Source organism: Achromobacter sp. DMS1 (assembly GCF_001270295.1).
Genome location: NZ_LHSJ01000095.1, coordinates 1 through 19,900, shown reverse-complemented (window position 1 = coordinate 19,900; position 19,900 = coordinate 1). Strand labels below are relative to the sequence as shown.

The following is a 19,900-nucleotide window of genomic DNA, read 5'->3' as shown; positions in this document are numbered from 1 at the left end:
CCCTCTTCGCCCGCTTTGCCCTCTTCCCGCTCGCGCTGGCCACGGCGCCCGCCCATGCGCAGCAGCAATCCCCCGCCGAACTCCAGCCCATCGTCGTGTCCGCCGGCGCCGAGTCCTCGCTGAACCAGCCCGCCTCCACCGGCTCCAACCTGGGCCTCACGCCCATGCAGACCCCCGCCAGCGTGGACATTATTTCCCGCGAACAGATCGAGTCGCGCGGCGACACGAACGTGCTCGACGCCATCACGCGCGCGCCCGGCATTTCGGCCATGCCCCACCCCGGCAACGGCAACAGCGCCCTGTCCTCTCGCGGCTTCACCGACAGCACCTCGGTGATGCGCCTGTACGACGGGCTGCGCCAGTACGGCGGCGTGGGCGTCACCTTCCCCTTCGACACCTGGTCGGTGCAGAGCATCGAGGTGCTGCGCGGCCCCGCCTCGGTCATCTACGGCGACGGCGCGATCGGCGGCGTGGTCAACGTAATACCCAAAAAGCCCACGCGCGGCCCCATCGAGAACGAGGTCCAGGCTACGGTGGGCACGCAGGACACTGCCCGGCTGGGGCTGGGCAGCGGCGGCGCACTGAGCGACACCCTGTCTTACCGGCTGGACCTCAGCGGCAACTACACCGACGGCTGGGTGGATCTCGGACAATCGGGCGACGCCACCTTTTCCGGCGCGCTGCGCTGGGATCCCTCGCCCCAATGGACCACTACGCTCAGCTACGCGTATGGCTACCAGCGCCCCATGCGCTACTTCGGCACGCCGCTCATCGACGGAGAACAGCGCGACGCCGTCCGCCACGAGAACTACAACGTCAGCGACAGCTTCATGCGCTTTCGCGACCAATGGACCCAGCTCGACTCCACCTGGACGCCCAACGGCGCCACCACGGTGCGCGCGCGGCTCTACCCGCATCGAAAGCCGGCGCGACTGGCGCGATGCGGAACGCTATGTCTACAACCCAGGCACCGGGACAAATGGCGGCAGGTGCTGCTGGTGGACGACGACTACCGCGTCACGGGCGTGGCGCCCACCTATTTCTGACCCGCGTTACGTATCTCATCGCTGTTCCCCACCCATAGCCTGGAGAGAGCATCATGAACTTGCGCACCATCCGGCGCGGCGGGCTGAAGCGCCTGCTGCTGGCCGGCGCCGTCGGCCTGGCCGCCCTGTCGGTTTCCGCCCTGAGCGCGCAGCCCGTCAAGGGAGGCGCCATCACGGTCGCCACCATCGGCGAGCCGCCGACACTGGACCCCATGATCAGCACGGCGGACCTCGTCAGCATCCTCACGCAGCATGTCTTCGAAACCCTCTATACCTTCGATGCCAAGTGGAACCTGACGCCGCTGCTGGCGGAGAAGCTGCCCGAGATCAGCCCGGACGGGCTGGTCTACACCATCGCGCTGCGCCAAGGCATCAAGTTCCACGACGGCTCCGACATGGACGCCTCGGACGTGCTGGCCTCGCTCGAGCGCTGGACCGCAGCGGCCTCGCGCGGCACGATGGCCAGCCGCGTCATCGCGGGCATCGACGCGCCGGATGCGCGCACGGTGCGCATCACGCTCAAGCAGCCCTATGCGCCGCTTACCGCGCTGTTGGCCATGACCAATAGCGCGGCGGTCATCCTGCCCAAGGAGAAGATCGAGCCCGTGCTGAAAGAGTTCGTGGGCACGGGGCCCTACCAGCTCAAGGCGCGCGTGCCCGACCAGTACATCCAGCTCACGCGCTTCGACGGCTACAGGCAGCGGGCCGGCGAGCCCGACGGCTACGGCGGCGCGCGCAAGCAGTACGCGGACGAGATCCGCTTCGTGCCGGTGGCCAACGCCAACACGCGGGCGGAAGCCGCCGCGGCCGGCCAGTTCGACTACGTGGACTCGCTGCCGGTGGAAGCCATGGGCAAGCTCGAAGGCAGCCGGTCCGAGGCCGTGCTGCTCAAGCCCTTCGGCTGGCCGCGGCTGGTGCTCAACACCAAGGCGGGCATCATGTCCAACCTGGCGGCGCGGCGCGCCGTGCAGCTCGCGCTCAACGAAGAAGACATGCTGTACGCCGCCTTCGGCAACAAGGACTTCTACAAGCTCAACGGCGACCTCTACCCCGAGGGCTATCCCTGGGCTACGTCGCTGGGCGGCAAGGTCTATAACCAGGGCGATGCGGCGGGCGCGAAGAAGCTGCTGGACGAGGCCGGCATCAAGGACCGCAAGATCCGCATCCTGACCAGCCAGCAATACGAGTTCCACTACAAGATGGCGCTGGTGGCGGCCGAATACCTCAAGGCGGCCGGCTTCACCGTGGACATGCAGGTCGTGGACTGGGCCACGCTCACGCAGCGCCGGCAGAATCCGGCCGTGTGGGACATCTTCATCACCCACAGCGTATTCCTGCCCGAGCCGGCGCTCATCGACTTCCCGTCCAGGGACGCCCCGGGCTGGTGGGACACGCCGCGCCGCGCGCAGGTCATGGACGCCTTCAACCAGGCCCGCACGCAGGAAGAGCGCGTCAAGCGCTGGGCCGACGTGCAGCAGGCCGTGTACGACGAGGTGCCCTTCGTGAAAGTGGGCGACTTCAACGCGCTGGCCGCCCGCTCGCCCGCGCTGCAAGGCTTTACCCCTTCGGCCTGGCCGTACTTCTGGAACGCCTGGAAGGCCGCCGCCCGGCCCTGAAGCCCGCCGCCGAACCGCAAGCAGGATACCGCCCGTGCTCCGCTATCTCTTGAACCGCCTGGTCGGACTGGTGGCCGTGATGTTCATCGTGGCAACCATCGTGTTCGTCATCATCCGCCTCACGCCCGGCGATCCCGCCGCCGTGATGCTGGGGCCCCAGGCCAGCCAACAGGACATCGATGCGCTGCGCGCCCGCCTGGGGCTGGACCAGCCGCTGGCCGCGCAGTACGTGCAATGGCTGGGCAAGCTGGCGCAGGGCGACCTGGGCCAGTCCATTTTCCTGAACAAGCCGGTGCTGGCGGCCCTGGCGGACCGGGCCGAACCCACGCTGCTCCTGACGCTGATGTCGCTTGCCATCGCCGGCGCCATCGCGCTGCCGGTGGGCATTCTGTCGGCGGTGCGGCGGGGCACGGTCCTGGACCAGTCGGTGCTGAGTTTTTCCATGTTCACCTCCAGCGTGCCCAGCTTCTGGCTGGGCTTGCTGCTGATGCAGCTTTTCTCGGTCAGGCTGGGCTGGCTGCCGGTGGCGGGCTACGGCGGCCCCGACGCGTCGCTGGCCACCCGGCTGTCGCATCTGGTGCTGCCGGCGGTGGTGCTGGGGCTGGTGAACTCGGCGCTCATCACGCGCTTCATCCGCGCGAGCATGCTGGACGTGTTGCGCGACGACTACGTGCGCACCGCCCGCGCCAAGGGTCTGCCCGAAAGCAAGGTGATACTCCGGCACGCGGTGCGCAATGCGCTGATTCCCATCCTGACGGTGCTGGGCCTGACCACCGCCCTGCTCATCAGCGGCGCGGTGGTCACGGAAACCGTGTTCGGGCTGCCCGGCGTGGGCAACCTCGTGGTTTCGGCCGTGCTGCGGCGCGACTACCCCGTGATCCAGGGCGCGCTGCTGGTGATCGCCGCCATTTACGTGCTCATCAATCTGTTCATCGACCTGCTGTATCTGGCGGTCGACCCCCGGGTGCGCTACTGACATGACAACCGCGACCCTGACTCCGGCCGGCGCCGAGAAATGGCAGGCGCTGCGCCTGCTGGTTTCGCGCAAGACCGTGCTGGCCAGCCTCATCGTGCTGGCGCTGCTGGTGGCCGCCGCGCTGCTGGCGCCCTGGATCAGCCCCTACGATCCGTTCAAGCTCTCCATCATGAACCGGCTCAAGGCGCCCGGCGCCGCGCACTGGTTCGGCACGGACGATTTCGGGCGCGACGTGTTCAGCCGGGTGATCTACGGCGGGCGCCTGTCGCTGCTGGTCGGCTTCTCGGTGGTGGTGCTGTCCAGCGCGCTGGGCATCGCGCTGGGACTGGTGGCGGGCTTCTTCCGCTCGGCCGACAAATTCGTATCGCGCCTGATCGACGCCATGATGGCCTTCCCGGACATACTGCTGGCCATTTCCCTGGTGGCGGCGCTGGGGCCCTCGCTCGTCAACGTCATCGTGGCGCTGGGCATCGTCTACACCCCGCGGCTGGCCCGCATCGTGCGCGCCTCCACGCTGGTGATCCGCGAACTGCCTTTCGTGGAAGCGGCGCGCGCGCTCGGCGTGCCCACCTGGCGCATCGTGACGGTGCACGTGCTGCGCAACCTGGTCTCGCCCATCCTGGTGCAGGGCACGTTCATCTTCGCCTACGCCATCCTGGCCGAGGCGGGCCTGTCCTTCCTGGGCGTGGGCGTCTCGCCCGACATTCCCACCTGGGGCACGATGATCAACGCCGGCCAGCAGTACATGGGCTCGGCGGACTGGATCATGATTTTCCCCGGGCTGGCCATCGTGCTGTCGGTGCTGTCGCTGCAACTGGTGGGCGACGGGCTGCGCGACGTGCTCGACCCCCGCCTGCGCAAGGAGCTGTGACATGAGCGCAGGCATCCGCGACATCGTGCTTTCCGTGCAGGGGCTGAAAACCTGGTTCCACAGCCGCGACGGCATCGCCCGCTCGGTGGACGGCGTGACCTTCGACCTCGCCCGCGGCGAAACGCTGGCCATCGTGGGCGAATCGGGATCGGGCAAGTCGGTGACCAGCCTGTCCATCATGGGCCTGCTGCCCGGGCCGGCCGGCCGCATCGAGGCGGGCAGCATCCTGTTCCGCGACCGCCAGGGCCGCGAGCACGACCTGGCCCGGGCCCCGGCGGCAACGCTGCGGCGCATCCGCGGAGCCGAGATCGCCATGATCTTCCAGGAACCCATGACCAGCCTGAACCCGCTGTACACCGTGGGCGACCAGATCGCCGAGACCGTGCTGCAGCACGAAGGCGGCACGCGCGCGGCGGCGCTGGCGCGGGCGCGCGAGATGCTGGAGCGGGTGGAGATTCCAGCCGCGGCGCGCCGCCTCGGCGAGTATCCGCACCAGATGTCGGGCGGCATGCGCCAGCGGGTGATGATCGCCCTGGCGCTGGCCTGCAATCCGGCCGTGCTCATCGCCGACGAACCCACCACCGCCCTGGATGTCACCGTGCAGGCGCAGATCCTCGACCTGCTGCGCCGCCTGCAGGCCGAGCTGAACATGAGCATTCTCTTCATCACGCACAACCTGGGCGTGGTGGCCGAGATCGCGCACCGCGTGGCGGTCATGTATGCCGGGCGGGTGGTGGAAGACGCCGACGTGTACGCGCTTTTCGAACGGCCTGCCCACCCCTATACGCGCGGCCTGTTGTCGTGCATTCCCACGGCGGCGCTGCGTGCCTCGGGCGAGCGCCTGCGCGCCATTCCCGGCAACGTGCCCAGCGTGCTGTCGCTGCCGCCGGGCTGCGCGTTCGCGCCGCGCTGCCCCATCGCCGCCGGCGAATGCCGGCGGGCCGTGCCCGAACTGGAGGCGGTGCGCGCAGGCCACCGCGCCCGCTGCATCAAGGTGACTGCCGCATGAACGCGCCCTCCGCCGCCCCCCCGCTGGTCCGCGTCCAGGACCTCAAGGTGCATTTTCCCACGTCGTCCGCGCGCCATGCCCCGGTGGTGCGCGCGGTGGACGGCGTCAGCTTCGACGTGCCGCGCAACACCATCGTCGGCCTGGTGGGCGAGTCCGGATCGGGCAAGACCACCACCGGCCGCGCGCTGCTGCGCCTCTTCGCGCCCACCGCCGGACGCATCGAGTTCGACGGCGTGGACATCACCCGCCTGACCGAAAAAGCCCTGCTGCCCTGGCGCCGCCGCATGCAGATCGTGTTCCAGGACCCTTATGCCAGCCTCAATCCGCGCATGACCGTGGCCGAGATCCTGGGCGAAGCGCTGGACACGCACCAGCTTGCCCAACAGCGGCGCGCGGCCCGCATCGCCGAGCTGCTGGAGCGCGTGGGCCTGGACGCCGGCCATGCGCGGCGCTACCCGCATGAATTCTCCGGCGGCCAGCGCCAGCGCATCGGCATCGCGCGGGCGCTGGCGGTGGAACCGGCCTTCATCGTGGCCGACGAGCCGGTTTCGGCGCTGGATGTCTCCGTGCAGGCGCAGGTGCTGAACCTGCTGCAGGACCTGCAGCGCGACCTCGGGCTGACCATGCTGTTCGTGGCGCACGACCTGGCGGTGGTGGACTACCTGTGCGACGAAGTCGTGGTGATGTACCTGGGCCGGGTCATGGAGCGCGGCCCCACGCGCGAGGTCTACGGCAACCCCCGCCACCCCTACACGCAGGCCCTGCTGTCGGCCGCGCCCGTGCCCGATCCGCGCGCGCCCCGTTCGCGTATCCTGCTCAAGGGCGATATTCCCAGCCCGGTGGACCCGCCATCGGGCTGCGTGTTCCGCACGCGCTGTCCGCATGCCGTCGACGCCTGCGCGCGAACCGTGCCGCCGCCGGCCGAAGCGGGCCCCGGCCACCAGGCCGCCTGTCTGCGCCTGGACGCCCTCCAGGCCGAGCCTCTCAACAGGACCATCGCATGAACATGATCCGCGATATCGTTTTCCAGATACGCAGCCGCCGCGACGCGCTCAGCGTCACCGAGCGCAAGGTGGCCGACGCCATCCTGGACGACATCATCTGGAGCGCGAGCGCCACGGTGGACCAGCTTGCGTCCAAGGCGGGCGTCAGCATCGCCACCATTTCGCGCTTCGCGCGCACCGTGGGCTGCGAAGACACGCGCGACCTGAAGATGAAGCTGGCGCAGGCCAGCGCGGTGGGCAGCCGCTTCCTGGACGCCTCCGCGCCCGCCGAGGAAAGCACCTTCTACGCGCGCATCTATGCCGACATCGAGAGCACGCTGCGCGCGCATCTGCCCGAGTTCACCGAGCCGCTGATCGAACGCGCCACCGCGCTGGTGCGCGAGGCCCGCATGACCTACGTCTTCGGCATGGGCGGCGCCTCGGCGGTGCTGGCCCATGAGATCCAGTCGCGGCTGGTGCGCCTGGGCTATCCGGTGGCCGCCTATACCGACGCGGTGCTGCTGCGCATGGTGGCGGCCACGCTGGACGAACGCGACACCGTGCTGGCGCTTTCCGCCTCGGGCCTCACCCCTGAAATCCTGGGCGGCGCCCGCATCGTGAAGCAGTACCGGGCCCGCATCGTGGCGCTCACCGATCCCGCCTCGCCGCTGGCGGACATGGCCGACGTCGTGGTGCCGATACGCACGGCCGAAACCGACTTCATCTACAAGCCCTCGGCGTCGCGCTACGCCATGATGCTGGCCATCGACCTGCTGGCCACGGAACTGGCCATGCTCGACCAGGACGGCAACCGCGAACGCCTGCGCCGCATCAAGCTGGCGCTGGACGAGTACCGCGGCGGCCCCAACCGGCTGCCCCTGGGCGACTGAACGACAACGCGCAACGGACGCTCCCGATGTACGACACCCTGATCGCCCAGGTCCGCGTGCTGGACGGCTCCGGCGGCCCCGAAACCGTCGCCGACGTGGCGCTGGCCGGCGACCGCATTGCCGCCATCGGTGCGCTCGGCGGCCGGCCGGCGGCGCGGCGCATCGACGGCCGGGGCCTGGCGCTCGCGCCCGGCTTCATCGACGTGCACACCCATGACGACACCAACGTCATCCGCACCCCCGGCATGCTGCCCAAGCTTTCGCAAGGCGTGACCACCGTGATCGTGGGCAACTGCGGCATCAGCGCCTCTCCCGTGACGCTGCGCGGCGATCCGCCCGACCCGATGAACCTGCTGGGCGGCCCGGACGATTTCCGCTACCCCGCCTTCGCCGACTACACGCGCGCCATCGAGCAAGCCCGGCCCGCCGTGAACGTGGCGGCGCTGGTGGGCCACACCGCGCTGCGCAACAACCACATGGACCGGCTCGACCGCCCCGCCACGCGCCGGGAGGCACTGGCGATGCGGGAACAACTCCGCGACGCGCTGGCGCATGGCGCCATCGGTTTGAGCACGGGCCTGGCCTATGCGTCCGCCTTCGAGGCGGACACCGCCGAGGTCAAGCTGCTGGCCGAGGCGCTGGACGAATTCGGCGCGCTGTACGCCACGCATCTGCGCTCGGAATTCGCGGCCATCCTCGAAGCCATGCAGGAAGCCTTCAACGTGGGCTTGCATGCGCGCGTGCCAGTGGTGGTGTCGCACCTGAAATGCGCGGGCGCGGGCAACTGGGGCCGCACGAAGGAGGTGCTGTTCGCGCTGGAGAACGCCGGCCGCATGCAGCGGGTGGGCTGCGACTGCTATCCGTATTCGGCCAGCTCGTCCACCCTGGACCTGAAGCAGGTCACGGACGAATTCGATATCTTCATCACCTGGTCCGCCCCGCACCCGGAACAGGCGCGCCGCACGCTGGCCGCGATTGCGCGCGACTGGAACGTGAGCCTGACGGAGGCCGCCTCGCGCCTGCAGCCGGCCGGCGCGGTGTACCACAACATGCGCGAAGACGACGTGCGCCGCGTACTGTCGCACCCGCTCACCATGGTGGGGTCCGACGGCCTGCCCAACGACCCCATGCCCCACCCGCGCCTGTGGGGCGCGTTTCCGCGCGTGCTCGGACACTACAGCCGCGACGTGGGGCTGTTCCCGCTGGCCGAGGCCGTGCACAAGATGACCGGCCTGTCGGCGCGGCGCTATGGCCTGGCCGGGCGCGGCCTGGTGCGCGAGGGCTATCACGCCGATCTCGTGCTGTTCGACCCCGCGGGCGTGACCGACCGCGCCACCTTCGCCGACCCGGTCCGGGCCGCGGACGGTATCGAGGCCGTGTGGGTCAACGGCGTGCTGTCCTACGACCACGGCCAGCCCACCGGCCTGCGCGCCGGACGCTGGCTTCCCCGCCAGGGCGACCTGCGCGCGGATTTCCGCTGAAACAGACCTGCCACGAGGAGAAAAGCATGAACCAGGCTCCCACCCCCGATCAATACGGCATCACGCGCTACGGCGCGACCGGCGGCGCCGGCCAGGGCGGCTCGCATATGCCGTTCGCGCGCGCCGTGGCCGCCGACGGCTGGCTCCATGTGTCTGGCCAGGTGCCCATGGAAAACGGCGAAGTCGTCGAGGGCGGCATCGTCACGCAATCGCACAAGGCCATCCAGCAACTGCTGGCGATCCTGAAAGAAGCGGGCTACGGACCCGAGCACGTGGTGCGCTGCGGCGTATGGCTGGACGACGCGCGCGACTTCCCGGCTTTCAACAAGGTGTTCCGCGAGTATTTCGGCGAGTACGCGCCGGCGCGCGCCTGCGTGCAGTCGCCGCTGATGGTGGACGCGAAGGTGGAGATCGATTGCGTGGCGTATAAAGGCCCACCCCCTACCCGCTGACGCGGGCCCCCTCAAGGGGGCGGCGCTGGCGGACCGGCCAAGCCGGATCCGCGGCGCCCTGGCTTGGGGAGAGGGGGGATGCGAAGGTGGAAATTGATTGTATGAAGACCCCCCTACCCGCTGACGCGCGCGCCCTCAAGAGGGCGGCGCTGGCGGACCGGCCAGGCCGGATCCGCGGCGCCCTGGCTTGGGGAGAGGGGGGATGCGAAGGTGGAAATTGATTGTATGAAGAACCCACCCCCTACCCGCTGACGCGGGCCCCCTCAAGGGGGCGGCGCTGGCGGACCGGCCAAGCCGGATCCGCGGCGCCCTGGTTTGGGGAGGGCGTCTGGCGCCGAAGGGTAAAGTTCCGCCCCGTGGGAGAGGGGGGATGCGAAGGTGGAAATTGATTGCATGAAGACCCCCTACCCGCTGACGCGCGCGCCCTCAAGGGGGCGGCGCTGGCAAGAACGGGCTCGCTTCGGAGGCTGCCGGGGCGCCGCGGATTCCCTGTCGGCCTACATCTTCACCACGTCCACGCCCTTGGGGGGCGCGAACTGGAATTCGCTGGCGGGGAGCTGGGGGTTGGGCGTGATGCCGGACAGGTCCACACGGGTGGTCTGGCCGAAGGAGTCGAGCAGTTCGACGCGCACGGGCAGGTTGTCTTTCATGCCGATGTCGACGCGGGAGAAGCCGGCGTCGGCATTGCGGGGCTTGGCGCGCAGCCAGTCCACGCCGTCCCGGGAAGGCAGGGCGGACACCTCGAAAGACTGCTCCAGCGAGCCGGAGCCGAACAGGATGGCGGCCGGCGAGGTGCCGATGGCCGCGTCCACGTTGCGCTCCGTGACCTGCGCCAGGTCGGGGTCGTATTGGTAGACCTGGCGGCCGTTGGACACGATGAGCTGCTCGTAGGGCCGCTGCACGGCCCACTTGAACTTGCCGGGACGCTGGAACGAAAACGTGCCCGTCTGCGTGGGCTGCGGACGGCTCTGCTGATTGCCGATGGTGACCTGCGAAAAAGAGCCGGTGGCGGCGCTCACGGTGCCGACGAAGGCGCGCAGTTGTTCCTGGGCGCTGGCGGCGAGCGCCAGCGCGGGGGACAGGCAGAGGGCCGCGGCGGCGGCCATGCCACGTAGGGTAGGCATCATGCTTCCTCTCGGGCGGCAGGCACCAGGATTTCCCGGTTGCCATTGGATTGCATCGCCGACACCATACCCGATTGCTCCATCTGCTCCAGTAACCGGGCCGCTCGGTTGTAACCAATGCGCAAGTGCCGCTGCACGAGGGAGATGGACGCGCGGCGGTGCTTGAGCACCACTTCGCAGGCCTGGTCGTACATGGGGTCGGACTCGGCGTCGCCGCCGATGCCGGTGACGCTGCTGGCGCCGTCGGCGCCGTCGCCGTCCAGTCCGCCTTCCAGCAGGCCCTCGACGTAGTTGGGCTCGCCCTGGGCCTTCAGGTTTTCCACCACGCGGTGCACTTCGTCGTCATGCACGAAAGCGCCGTGCACGCGCACCGGCAGCCCGGTGCCCGGCGGCATGTACAGCATGTCGCCCTGCCCCAGCAGGGTCTCGGCGCCCATCTGGTCGAGGATGGTGCGCGAATCGATCTTGGACGACACCTGGAACGCGATACGGGTGGGGATATTGGCCTTGATGAGGCCGGTAATCACGTCCACGCTGGGCCGCTGGGTGGCGAGCACCAAGTGGATGCCCGCCGCGCGCGCTTTTTGCGCCAGGCGGGCGATGAGTTCCTCGATCTTCTTGCCCACCACCATCATCAGGTCGGCCAGCTCGTCGATGACCACCACGATGGTGGGCAGCGGCGCGAGCGGCTCGGGCTGGTCCGGCGTGAGCGAGAAGGGGTTGGGAATCGGCTCCTCGCGCTTGATGGCGTCGCGGATCTTGGCGTTGTAGCCCGCCAGGTTGCGCACGCCCATCTTGCTCATGAGGCGGTAGCGTTTTTCCATTTCGCCCACGCACCAGTTCAGGGCGTTGGCGGCCTGGCGCATGTCGGTGACGACCGGCGCGAGCAGGTGCGGTATGCCTTCGTACACACTCATTTCCAGCATCTTGGGGTCGATGAGGATGAGGCGCGTATGCGAGGCGTCGGCCTTGTACAGCAGCGAGAGGATCATGGCGTTGATCCCCACCGATTTGCCCGAGCCCGTGGTGCCGGCCACCAGCAGGTGCGGCATCTTGGCCAGGTCGGCCACCACGGGATTGCCCGCGATGTCCTTGCCCAGCGCCATGGTCAGCACCGACTGGCTGGCGTGGTAGGTCTGCGAGCCGATGATCTCCGAGAGCTTCACCATCTGGCGGCGCGGGTTGGGCAGCTCCAGGCCCATCAGGTTCTTGCCGGGAATGGTTTCCACCACGCGGATGCTCACCAGGCTGAGCGCGCGGGCGAGGTCCTTGGCCAGGTTGACGATCTGGCTGCCCTTCACGCCCGTGGCGGGCTCGATTTCGTAGCGCGTGATGACGGGCCCGGCCTGCGCCGCCACGACCGTGACGGACACGCCGAAGTCGGCGAGCTTCTTCTCGATGAGGCGCGAGGTGAACTCGATGGTTTCGGCCGACACGGTTTCCTGGTTGGCCACGGGGGGATCGAGCAGGCTGATGGCCGGCAGGTCGCCTTCGCCGCCCGCGGGGGCGAAGAACAGGCTTTGCTGCTTTTCTTTCTCGACGCGCTCGGACTTGGGCACCACCGTGATGGCGGGCTCGATGCGCACCGGCTGCTCGTGCACCAGTTTTTCCTGCTTGGCCTCCACCTGCTCGGTGCGCACGGCCTTGGCCACCTGGCCCGCCTTGCGGTCCTGGCGGGCGGTGTAGGAATCGCGCACGCGGCGCACCAGACCTTCGAGCCAGGCGCCCACGCGCTCGGCCAGCGCGAGCCAGGAGAAGGAGAAGAAGAGGCTCAGGCCGATGGCGACCATGACCAGGAAGGCCAGCGTGCTGCCTGTGAAGCCGATGCTGCGGCTCACCAGGTCGGCCAGGGTGTGGCCGATGACGCCGCCCGCGCCGCTGGCCGTTTCGGAAGCGCCCGGCAGATGCGTGCCATGGCTCGCAAGCCGCAGCGCCTCCATGCCCAGCGATCCCACCAGCAGCAGGAAGAAGCCTATGCCCTCCTCCCAGTGCACGCGGGGCAGCGGCTCGGGTTGTTTACTATTGGTAACGCGCAGGTGGCTGGCCAGGCGGCGGTAGCCGGCGCGCACCCGGTGCAGCAGCAGCACGACCCACCACCAGGCGGAAAAACCGAACAGATAGAGCAGGATGTCGGCCAGGTAGGCGCCCAGCATCCCGCCCCGGTTGTGGATGGCGCCCGCGGACACGGAGTGCGACCAGCCCGGATCGGCCGGATTCCAGGTGGCGAGCACCAGGGTGAGCCAGGCGGCCAGCGCGGCGAAGAGGATCCAGCGGGCCTCGCGCAGCAGCGAAGAAATTCGCGTCTGGAGCGGCGACGGCCCATTGCGGGTATTGCGCGAGGCGCGCGGGGTAGCATTGGAGATACGCGGCATGCGGCTCATTATAATTGGGCGTTACCCTAAAGATACCCGCCCATGTCCACGCCCAAGCACGCTAAAGTTTTGATACTTGGTTCCGGCCCCGCCGGCTACACCGCCGCCGTCTACGCCGCGCGCGCCAATCTCAAGCCCGTTCTCATCACGGGCCTCGCGCAGGGCGGCCAGCTCATGACCACCACCGAGGTCGACAACTGGCCCGCCGACGCGGCCGGCGTGCAGGGCCCCGAGCTCATGCAGCGCTTCCAGCAGCATGCGGAGCGCTTCGAAACCGAGCTGGTGTTCGACCACATCGCCAAGGTGGACCTCTCCCGCCGCCCGTTCACGCTCACGGGCGACACGGGCAACGTCTACACCTGCGACGCGCTCATCGTGGCCACCGGCGCCTCGGCCAAGTACCTGGGCCTGCCCTCCGAGGAAGCCTTCATGGGACGCGGCGTCTCGGGCTGCGCCACCTGCGACGGCTTTTTCTACCGCAACCAGGACGTGGTGGTGGTGGGCGGCGGCAACACCGCCGTCGAAGAGGCGCTGTACCTGTCCAACATCTGCCGCAAGGTCACGCTCATCCACCGCCGCGACAAGTTCCGCGCCGAGCCCATCCTGGTGGACAAGATGATGGAGAAGGTCGAAAAGGGCAATATGGAGCTCAAGCTTTTCCATACCCTGGAAGAAGTGCTGGGCGACGACTCCGGCGTCACCGGCGTGCGCATCCGCCACGTGGACACCGGCGCCACCGAAGACCTGAAGGCCACGGGCGCCTTCATCGCCATCGGCCACCAGCCCAATACCGGCATCTTCGAAGGCCAGCTCGAAATGAAAGACGGCTACATCGTCACCCGCAGCGGCCTGTCGGGCATGGCCACCATGACCTCCGTGCCCGGGGTGTTCGCCGCCGGCGACGTGCAGGACCACGTCTACCGCCAGGCCATCACCAGCGCCGGCACGGGCTGCATGGCCGCGCTGGACGCGCAGCGCTGGCTGGAGAACGAAGGGCAGTGAAAGGCAGCAAAGCCGGCCTGGCCGACCTGAAGCGGCTGAAGAAGGAACTGCAGGCCGCCCAGGAACGCGCCGAACACGAACGCAAGGCGCAGGCCGCGCGCAAGGCCGCCGCCGCGCCCGAGGACGACNGTCCAGCGTGGTGCGCAGCGCCGCAGCACACCTGCTGCTTGCCCCGGCCTTCCGCCAGGGCTTCGGCGAAATTGGCGAACAGCACCGTGAACCAGAGCCAGACGGCGATGGCCAGGATGAAGCCGGGCGGGGCTTCGGCCTGGCCGGCCAGGGCTGCCAGCCACAGTATCGTGGTCAGGATGCTGCCCGCGTACACGACGAACATGACGGGGTTTTTCAGTTGGGCCGCGGGCGACAGCTTGCGCAGGCTGTCGCGCAGGGCGGGGCCGGCCAGGCTGCGCGACCACAGCCCGAAGGGGCGTGCGGCGCCGGCGGCGGAAGTTTCGATCTGGGCCATGTCGGGGGGATTCCTCTGCATATCAGGGTTGCAGCTGCTCCGCGACCGGACCGAGGGCGAGCGCGGGCACATAAGTGAGCGCGCCCACCATCAGCACGGCGCCGATGAGCAGCGTCACGAAAAGCGGGCCGGTCGTCGGCATGCTGCCGGGGCCGGCGGGCAGGCGGCGCTTGGCCGCCATGGAGCCGGCCAGGGCCAGCACGGCGACGATGACGGCGAAGCGGCCGAACCACATCGCGATGCCCAGCAGCACGTTGTAGAAAGGCGTGTTGGCCGACAGCCCCGCGAAGGCGCTGCCGTTGTTGTTGGCCGCGGAGGACAGCGCATACAGGATCTCGGAGTAGCCGTGTATGCCGGGGTTGAGCACACCGGCCAGGCCGGCCGGCAGCGTGACGGCCAGGGCCGTGCCGCCCAGCACCAGCATCGGGGTGGCCAGAATGACGATCGAAACCATCTTCATGTCGTAGGCCTCGATCTTCTTGCCCAGGTACTCGGGCGTGCGGCCGATCATCAGGCCGGCGATGAACACCGCCAGCAGCGCGAAGGCCAGCATGCCGTACAAGCCCGACCCCACGCCGCCGAACACCACTTCGCCCAGCTGCATCAACAGCATGGGAGGCAGGCCGCCCATCGGGTTGAGGGAGTCGTGCATGCCGTTGACCGCGCCGCAGGAAGCGGCGGTAGTCACGGTGGCGTAGAGGGCGGTGGCCCCTGCGCCGAACCGCGTTTCCTTGCCTTCCATGTTGCCGACGCCGGGCAGGGTCTGCGCGCCGGCCTGCGCCGCCATGGGGTTGGGCTGCCGCTCGTAGTAGTGGGTGCACAGGGCGAAGGCGGCGAACATCAGGGTCATGGCGGCGAGAATGACCGCCCCCTGGCGCCGGTTGCCCACCATTTCGCCGAACGTGAAGCACAGCGCCGCCGGGATCAGCAGGATCGCCAGCATTTGCAGGAAATTGGCCAGCGGCGTGGGGTTTTCGTAGGGGTGCGCGGAATTGGCATTGAAGAACCCGCCTCCGTTGGTGCCCAGCAGCTTGATGGCCTCCTGCGAGGCTACGGGGCCCATGGCCAGGGTCTGGGTGCGGGCGAGCGCCGGTTCGGTCAGGGGCTGGCCCTGCGCGTCGAGCACGGGCCGGCCCTGCGCATCCATGCGCGGCTGTTCATAGTGCGCCGCTTCCACCAGGGGCACTTCGAGATAGGGGCTGGTGTTCTGGATCACGCCCTGGCTCACCAGCGCCAGGGCCAGCGCCAGCGACAGGGGCAGCAGCACGTATAGCGTGCTGCGCACCAGGTCGGCCCAGAAGTTGCCGATTCCCGCCGCGCTGTGCCGCGCCAGCCCGCGCACCAGGGCGAACAGCACGGCGATGCCGGTCGCCGCCGAAACGAAGTTCTGCACCGTGAGCGCCAGCATCTGGGTGAGGTAGCTCATGGTGCTTTCGCCGGCGTATCCCTGCCAATTGGTATTGGCGACGAAGCTGATCGCGGTGTTGAGCGCGGAATCGGGAGCCACCGGGCCCAGGCCGGCGGGGTTCAGCGGCAGGGCGCCCTGCGCGCGCTGCAAGGCGTACACCGCCAGCACGCCCAGTACGTTGAACGCGAGCACCGACAGGGCATAGCGTTTCCAGCCCATGTCCGCGGCGGGGTCGACGCCGCCCAGCCGGTAAATGGCCCGCTCCAGGGGGCGGCCCCAGGCCGTCCAGCGCCACTGGCCGTTTTCGACGGCCAGGCGGATATAGCGCCCCAGCAGCGGGGCGAGCGCGAGCAGCACGGCAAGGTACAGCGCCAGCAATCCCAGGAAATCGGCATCCATCAGAACTTCTCCGGTTTGAACAAGGCGGCCAGCAGGTATGCGAAGAGCAGCGCCGCCGTTGCGCCGCTCAGCCAGTAAAGCCAGGTCATGACGCGCCTCCCCGGGCCAGGGCGGCGCAGAAGTGGAGCAGGGCCCAGGTCAGCCCCGCCATGAGCGCGAAGAGCGCGAGATAGACGGCATCCATTTCTTCCTCCCGGGAGCCAGGCTCCCATGCATGCGGCGGGCGGCCCGCCAGGACACCGGCAGATTAGGGAGCGGGGGGTAAAAACGGGGTATAGCTTTCGCGGCGGGGTGTAAAGGCGGCGTAAAAATCGCCGTGCACCATTCCGGGCAATACGTAGCCGGAACCCCGGTCCGATCCAGGGCGGGCGCGCCCGGCGCCGGGCGCGCGAAAATTGAGGCAGAATCAGTTGTCGAGGCAAAAAATCCCAGAAGCTGGGATTTTCGTGATTCAATGCACCGATTTGGTGCATTGAATAAGTAAATGAATGCGCCGAATTAGGGCATTCCCCTAGTGTGGCAATCCCGTAACTGGTGCAGAATCTCTTCCCATGCAGGTGAGGAGACAACGCCCTGCATGGGCAAACAACCGGCGGCACCGGTATATAAAAAAGTAAGCAGTACTCAAAAAAAGCAAAACGCACAACGGCTGGCACCAGGTAGTGCCGGCCGTTGTCGCATAAAAGCCCGGCAATTCAGCTTCAGGTGCTTTCAGGCGGCGCGTTTCGCGATAATCAGTGGTGTGGCACAGACCCTGACAATGCCGGAAACCCGTCTTTCCCCTGACTCCGCCCCGCCTTCCTACTGGCGCCGCAACCTGCGGCTGATCCTCGTGTCGCTGCTCGTCTGGGCGGCGCTGACTTTCCTGCCCTCATATTTCGCGCGCGACCTGTCGTTCGATTTCATCGGCTGGCCTTTCGCCTTCTGGATGGCAGCCTACGGCGCGCCGCTGGCCTATCTTGTCATTGTCGTCGTCTATGCGCGCGTCATGAACCGCAAGGACGGCGACGAGGACGCCCCCGGGGGGACCCGCTGATGCCTTTCGGCGGCGGCAGTCCCGAGGAATTGCGCATCCGCCTGCGGCGCGTGTACGTGCTCTACACGGCAGGCTTTCTGCTCATGATCCTGCTGATGGCCCTGGCCGAGGTGCTGGGCATGCCGCGGCAGTGGATCGGCTACGTGTTCCTGCTGGTCACGGTCTGCCTGTACGCGGGCATCGGCATCGTGTGCCGCACCTCGGACCAGGTGGAATACTACGTGGCCGGCCGCCGCGTGCCGGCCGTCTACAACGGCATGGCAACCGCGGCCGACTGGATGTCCGTGGCGTCTTTCATCGGCGTGGCCGGCACGCTCTACCTGACCGGGTATGGCGGCCTGGCCTACATCATGGGCTGGACGGGCGGCTACGTGCTGGTGGCCACGCTGCTGGCGCCCTACCTGCGCCGTTTCGGCCAGTACACGATTCCCGATTTCATGGGCGCGCGCTACGGCGGCAACCTGCCGCGGCTGGCGGGGGTGTTCTGCGCCGTACTGTGCTCATTTACCTACCTGGTGGCGCAGATCTACGGCGTGGGCATCATCACCACCCGCATGACCGGCATCTCGTTCGAGCTGGGCATTTTCGTGGCGCTGGGAGGAATGCTGGTCTGTTCCTTCCTGGGCGGCATGCGCGCGGTCACCTGGACGCAGGTGGGCCAGTACATCATCCTGGTCATCGCCTACCTGGTGCCGGTGATCTGGCTGTCGGTCAAGCACACGCACATCCCCTTGCCCCAGATTTCGGGCGGCGCGGTGCTGCAGCAGGTGGCCGAGAAGGAAGCCTATCTGCAGAACGATCCGGGCGAAGTCGAGGTGCGCCGCCTGTGGCAGGAACGCGCGACGAAATGGCGCAGCGGGTGCAGGCGCTGCCCGAATCCTGGACGCTGGAGCGCGACAAGCTGCGCAGCCGGCTCGCGCAGCTGAACGCCACGGACGCGCCCATGGTCGAGATCCGCTCGGTGGAGCGGGAGCTGGCAGCCTACCCGGCGAGCGTCGAGGACGCCCGCGCGGCCTGGTCGCAGGCCAAGGCGGTGTTCGAGGCGCGCGCCGCGCCGCCGGTGCCGCATGCCGAGCCGTTTCCGTCCAAGGACCCGCAGGAGCGCAGCCACATGCGCGCCAATTTCCTGGCGCTGGTGCTGTGCCTGATGCTGGGCACCGCCGGCATGCCGCATATCCTCATGCGCTCCTACACCACGGCGTCGGTGGTGGAGGCGCGGCGCTCGGTGGCCTGGTCGCTGCTGTTCATCCTGCTGCTGTATTTCATGGCGCCGGCCCTGGCGCTGCTGGTGAAATACGAGGTGTACACGCAGGTGGTGGGCAGCAGCTTTCTCAGCCTGCCCAACTGGGTGCACGCCTGGAGCGCGGTCGACAGCAACCTGCTGGAAGTGCTGGACGTGAACCGAGACGGCATCGTGCAGTTGGGCGAGATCAGCATGGGCGCCGACGTGGTGGTGCTCGCCATGCCCGAGATCGGCGGCCTGCCTTATGTGATTTCGGGGCTGGTGGCGGCGGGCGGCCTGGCCGCCGCGCTGTCTACCGCCGACGGACTGCTGCTGACGCTCTCCAACTCCCTGTCGCACGACATGTGGTACCGCGTAGTGTCGCCGCGCATGTCGGCGGCGCGCCGCGTGATGGTGTCCAAGATACTGCTGCTGGTCGTGGCCTTCGGCGCGGCCTGGGTGGCCGCGCGCAAGCCCGCCGACATTCTGTTCATGGTGTCCGCGGCGTTCTCGTTCGCGGCCTCGTCGTTCTTTCCGGCGCTGGTGATGGGCGTATTCTGGCGGCGCGCGAACAAGTGGGGCGCCACGCTGGGCATGGCGGCCGGGCTCCTGACCACCTTTGCCTACATGACCCACACCCAGCCCTGGCTGCGCGAGTGGGTGATGGGCATTCCGCGCACCGAGCCGGTGCAGTTGTGGTGGGGCATACAGCCCATTGCGGCCGGCGTGTTCGGCGCCCCGGTCGCCTTCCTGGCCATTATCGTGGTGTCGCTGCTGACGCCCGCGCCCGACCGCGCCACGCGCGCCCTGGTGGAATATTTGCGCAGCCCCGGGCGCAACAACGGCCGGTCCTCCGGCGAAGAAGCCTGAGGGCGCGTTCCACCGGGGCGCTGGACGGGGCGGGCGCCCGGCGGGGGCCGGCAATCAATGGGGAACGGACTTGGAGAACAGGTTCATCACCGCCACGCCGGCGATGATGAGGCCAATGCCCGCGAGCGCGGGCGCGTCCAGGTGCTGCTTGAAGAACACGGCGCCCACCAGCGAGATGAGCACGATGCCGACGCCCGACCAGATCGCATAGGCGATGCCCACGGGAATCTCGCGCAGGGTCAGCGAAAGAAAATAGAACGACACCACGTAGCCCGTGACCGTGACTGCCGAGGGAATCAGCCGGCTGAACCCGTCCGAGCTCTTGAGCGCGCTGGTGGCGATGATCTCGGCCACGATGGCCACGGCCAGGTACAGCCATTTCATTTGCGGACTCCGTCGGGTTGGCGCATCAGGACCAGCAGCGCGCCCGCGCCGCCTTCGCGCTCGGGCGCTTCCGAAAACGCCATGACCTCGGCTTTCTGCACCAGCCAGGTGCGCGCCTTGTCCTTGAGCACCGGCTCCAGGCCCTGCGAGCCGTAGCCCTTGCCATGCACGATGCGCACGCAGCGGATGCCGTGTTCCAGGCATTCGTCCAGGAAGGAGAGCAGGGCGTGGCGCGCCTGTTCGACGCGCAGCCCGTGCAGGTCGAGCTCGGCTCCCCGCGCGCCACTGGCCGC

At 68.4% G+C, this 19,900-nt stretch carries 15 protein-coding genes and 4 pseudogenes; 12 read left to right on the top strand and 7 right to left on the bottom strand.

Going from position 1 to position 19,900, the window contains the following annotated elements; genetic code table 11:
- Positions 1 to 35: 35 nt before the first annotated feature.
- The 9 genes and pseudogenes from AD428_RS12950 to AD428_RS12910 all read left to right on the top strand — a co-directional run.
- Positions 36 to 975 (top strand): annotated as a pseudogene (locus AD428_RS12950) (TonB-dependent receptor); the annotation flags it as partial.
- Positions 976 to 1,099: 124 nt separating this feature from the next.
- Positions 1,100 to 2,662, top strand: a complete 1,563-nt coding sequence (locus AD428_RS12945; RefSeq protein ID WP_053245442.1) for an ABC transporter substrate-binding protein — start codon at positions 1,100 to 1,102, stop codon at positions 2,660 to 2,662.
- Between the two features lie 34 nt (positions 2,663 to 2,696).
- The gene (locus tag AD428_RS12940; protein WP_053245441.1) at positions 2,697 to 3,638 is read left to right on the top strand and encodes an ABC transporter permease; all 942 of its coding nucleotides are present in this window, start codon (positions 2,697 to 2,699) and stop codon (positions 3,636 to 3,638) included.
- 1 nt (position 3,639) lies between these two features.
- Positions 3,640 to 4,509 carry an ABC transporter permease gene (locus tag AD428_RS12935; protein ID WP_053245440.1) on the top strand — a complete coding sequence of 290 codons (870 nt, stop codon included), beginning with the start codon at positions 3,640 to 3,642 and terminating at the stop codon, positions 4,507 to 4,509.
- Between the two features lies 1 nt (position 4,510).
- Positions 4,511 to 5,518 carry an ABC transporter ATP-binding protein gene (locus AD428_RS12930; RefSeq protein WP_053245439.1) on the top strand — a complete coding sequence of 336 codons (1,008 nt, stop codon included), beginning with the start codon at positions 4,511 to 4,513 and terminating at the stop codon, positions 5,516 to 5,518.
- On the top strand, positions 5,515 to 6,522 hold the full coding sequence (locus tag AD428_RS12925) for an ABC transporter ATP-binding protein (protein WP_053245438.1): 1,008 nt from the start codon (positions 5,515 to 5,517) through the stop codon (positions 6,520 to 6,522). The genes AD428_RS12930 and AD428_RS12925 overlap by 4 nt, the downstream gene beginning before the upstream one ends.
- Positions 6,519 to 7,391 carry a MurR/RpiR family transcriptional regulator gene (locus AD428_RS12920; protein ID WP_053245437.1) on the top strand — a complete coding sequence of 291 codons (873 nt, stop codon included), beginning with the start codon at positions 6,519 to 6,521 and terminating at the stop codon, positions 7,389 to 7,391. Before AD428_RS12925 ends, AD428_RS12920 begins: the two co-directional genes overlap by 4 nt.
- Before the next feature lie 26 nt (positions 7,392 to 7,417).
- Entirely contained in the window at positions 7,418 to 8,872 is a 1,455-nt protein-coding gene (locus tag AD428_RS12915; protein WP_053245436.1) for an N-acyl-D-amino-acid deacylase family protein, read from the top strand.
- Between the two features lie 26 nt (positions 8,873 to 8,898).
- Complete coding sequence (locus AD428_RS12910; RefSeq protein ID WP_053245435.1) at positions 8,899 to 9,324, top strand: RidA family protein; 426 nt, start codon at positions 8,899 to 8,901, stop codon at positions 9,322 to 9,324.
- A gap of 497 nt (positions 9,325 to 9,821) precedes the next feature.
- On the opposite strand, the gene lolA is transcribed toward AD428_RS12910, so the two are convergent.
- Together lolA and AD428_RS12900 are read right to left on the bottom strand one after the other, a co-directional pair.
- Positions 9,822 to 10,448: an outer membrane lipoprotein chaperone LolA gene (gene lolA, locus AD428_RS12905; protein WP_053245434.1), complete on the bottom strand. Its 627-nt coding sequence runs from the start codon at positions 10,446 to 10,448 to the stop codon at positions 9,822 to 9,824.
- Complete coding sequence (locus AD428_RS12900) at positions 10,448 to 12,820, bottom strand: DNA translocase FtsK (RefSeq protein ID WP_152968075.1); 2,373 nt, start codon at positions 12,818 to 12,820, stop codon at positions 10,448 to 10,450. The genes lolA and AD428_RS12900 overlap by 1 nt, the downstream gene beginning before the upstream one ends.
- 42 nt (positions 12,821 to 12,862) lie before the next feature.
- Here AD428_RS12900 and trxB point away from each other — a divergent pair, with 42 nt between their 5' ends.
- On the top strand, positions 12,863 to 13,822 hold the full coding sequence (gene trxB / locus AD428_RS12895; RefSeq protein WP_053245432.1) for a thioredoxin-disulfide reductase: 960 nt from the start codon (positions 12,863 to 12,865) through the stop codon (positions 13,820 to 13,822).
- A 129-nt stretch (positions 13,823 to 13,951) separates the two neighbouring features.
- Here the strand turns inward: trxB and AD428_RS24975 are convergent.
- The 3 genes and pseudogenes from AD428_RS24975 to kdpF form a co-directional block, all read right to left on the bottom strand.
- Positions 13,952 to 14,288 (bottom strand): annotated as a pseudogene (locus AD428_RS24975) (potassium-transporting ATPase subunit B); the annotation flags it as partial.
- Between the two features lie 22 nt (positions 14,289 to 14,310).
- Positions 14,311 to 16,095: a potassium-transporting ATPase subunit KdpA gene (kdpA, locus tag AD428_RS12885; RefSeq protein ID WP_053245430.1), complete on the bottom strand. Its 1,785-nt coding sequence runs from the start codon at positions 16,093 to 16,095 to the stop codon at positions 14,311 to 14,313.
- On the bottom strand, positions 16,095 to 16,184 hold the full coding sequence (gene kdpF / locus AD428_RS12880) for a K(+)-transporting ATPase subunit F (RefSeq protein WP_053245429.1): 90 nt from the start codon (positions 16,182 to 16,184) through the stop codon (positions 16,095 to 16,097). The genes kdpA and kdpF overlap by 1 nt, the downstream gene beginning before the upstream one ends.
- A 671-nt stretch (positions 16,185 to 16,855) precedes the next feature.
- Between kdpF and AD428_RS12875 the strand changes: the two genes are divergently transcribed.
- Entirely contained in the window at positions 16,856 to 17,131 is a 276-nt protein-coding gene (locus tag AD428_RS12875; protein ID WP_053245428.1) for a DUF4212 domain-containing protein, read from the top strand.
- Positions 17,131 to 19,223: pseudogene (locus AD428_RS12870) on the top strand (sodium:solute symporter family protein). The gene AD428_RS12875 and the pseudogene AD428_RS12870 overlap by 1 nt, the downstream one beginning before the upstream one ends.
- A gap of 54 nt (positions 19,224 to 19,277) precedes the next feature.
- Here the strand turns inward: AD428_RS12870 and AD428_RS12865 are convergent.
- Both AD428_RS12865 and AD428_RS12860 read right to left on the bottom strand, forming a co-directional pair.
- Positions 19,278 to 19,607: a DMT family transporter gene (locus AD428_RS12865; RefSeq protein ID WP_053245427.1), complete on the bottom strand. Its 330-nt coding sequence runs from the start codon at positions 19,605 to 19,607 to the stop codon at positions 19,278 to 19,280.
- Positions 19,604 to 19,900 (bottom strand): annotated as a pseudogene (locus tag AD428_RS12860) (Smr/MutS family protein); the annotation flags it as partial. The gene AD428_RS12865 and the pseudogene AD428_RS12860, both read right to left, overlap by 4 nt.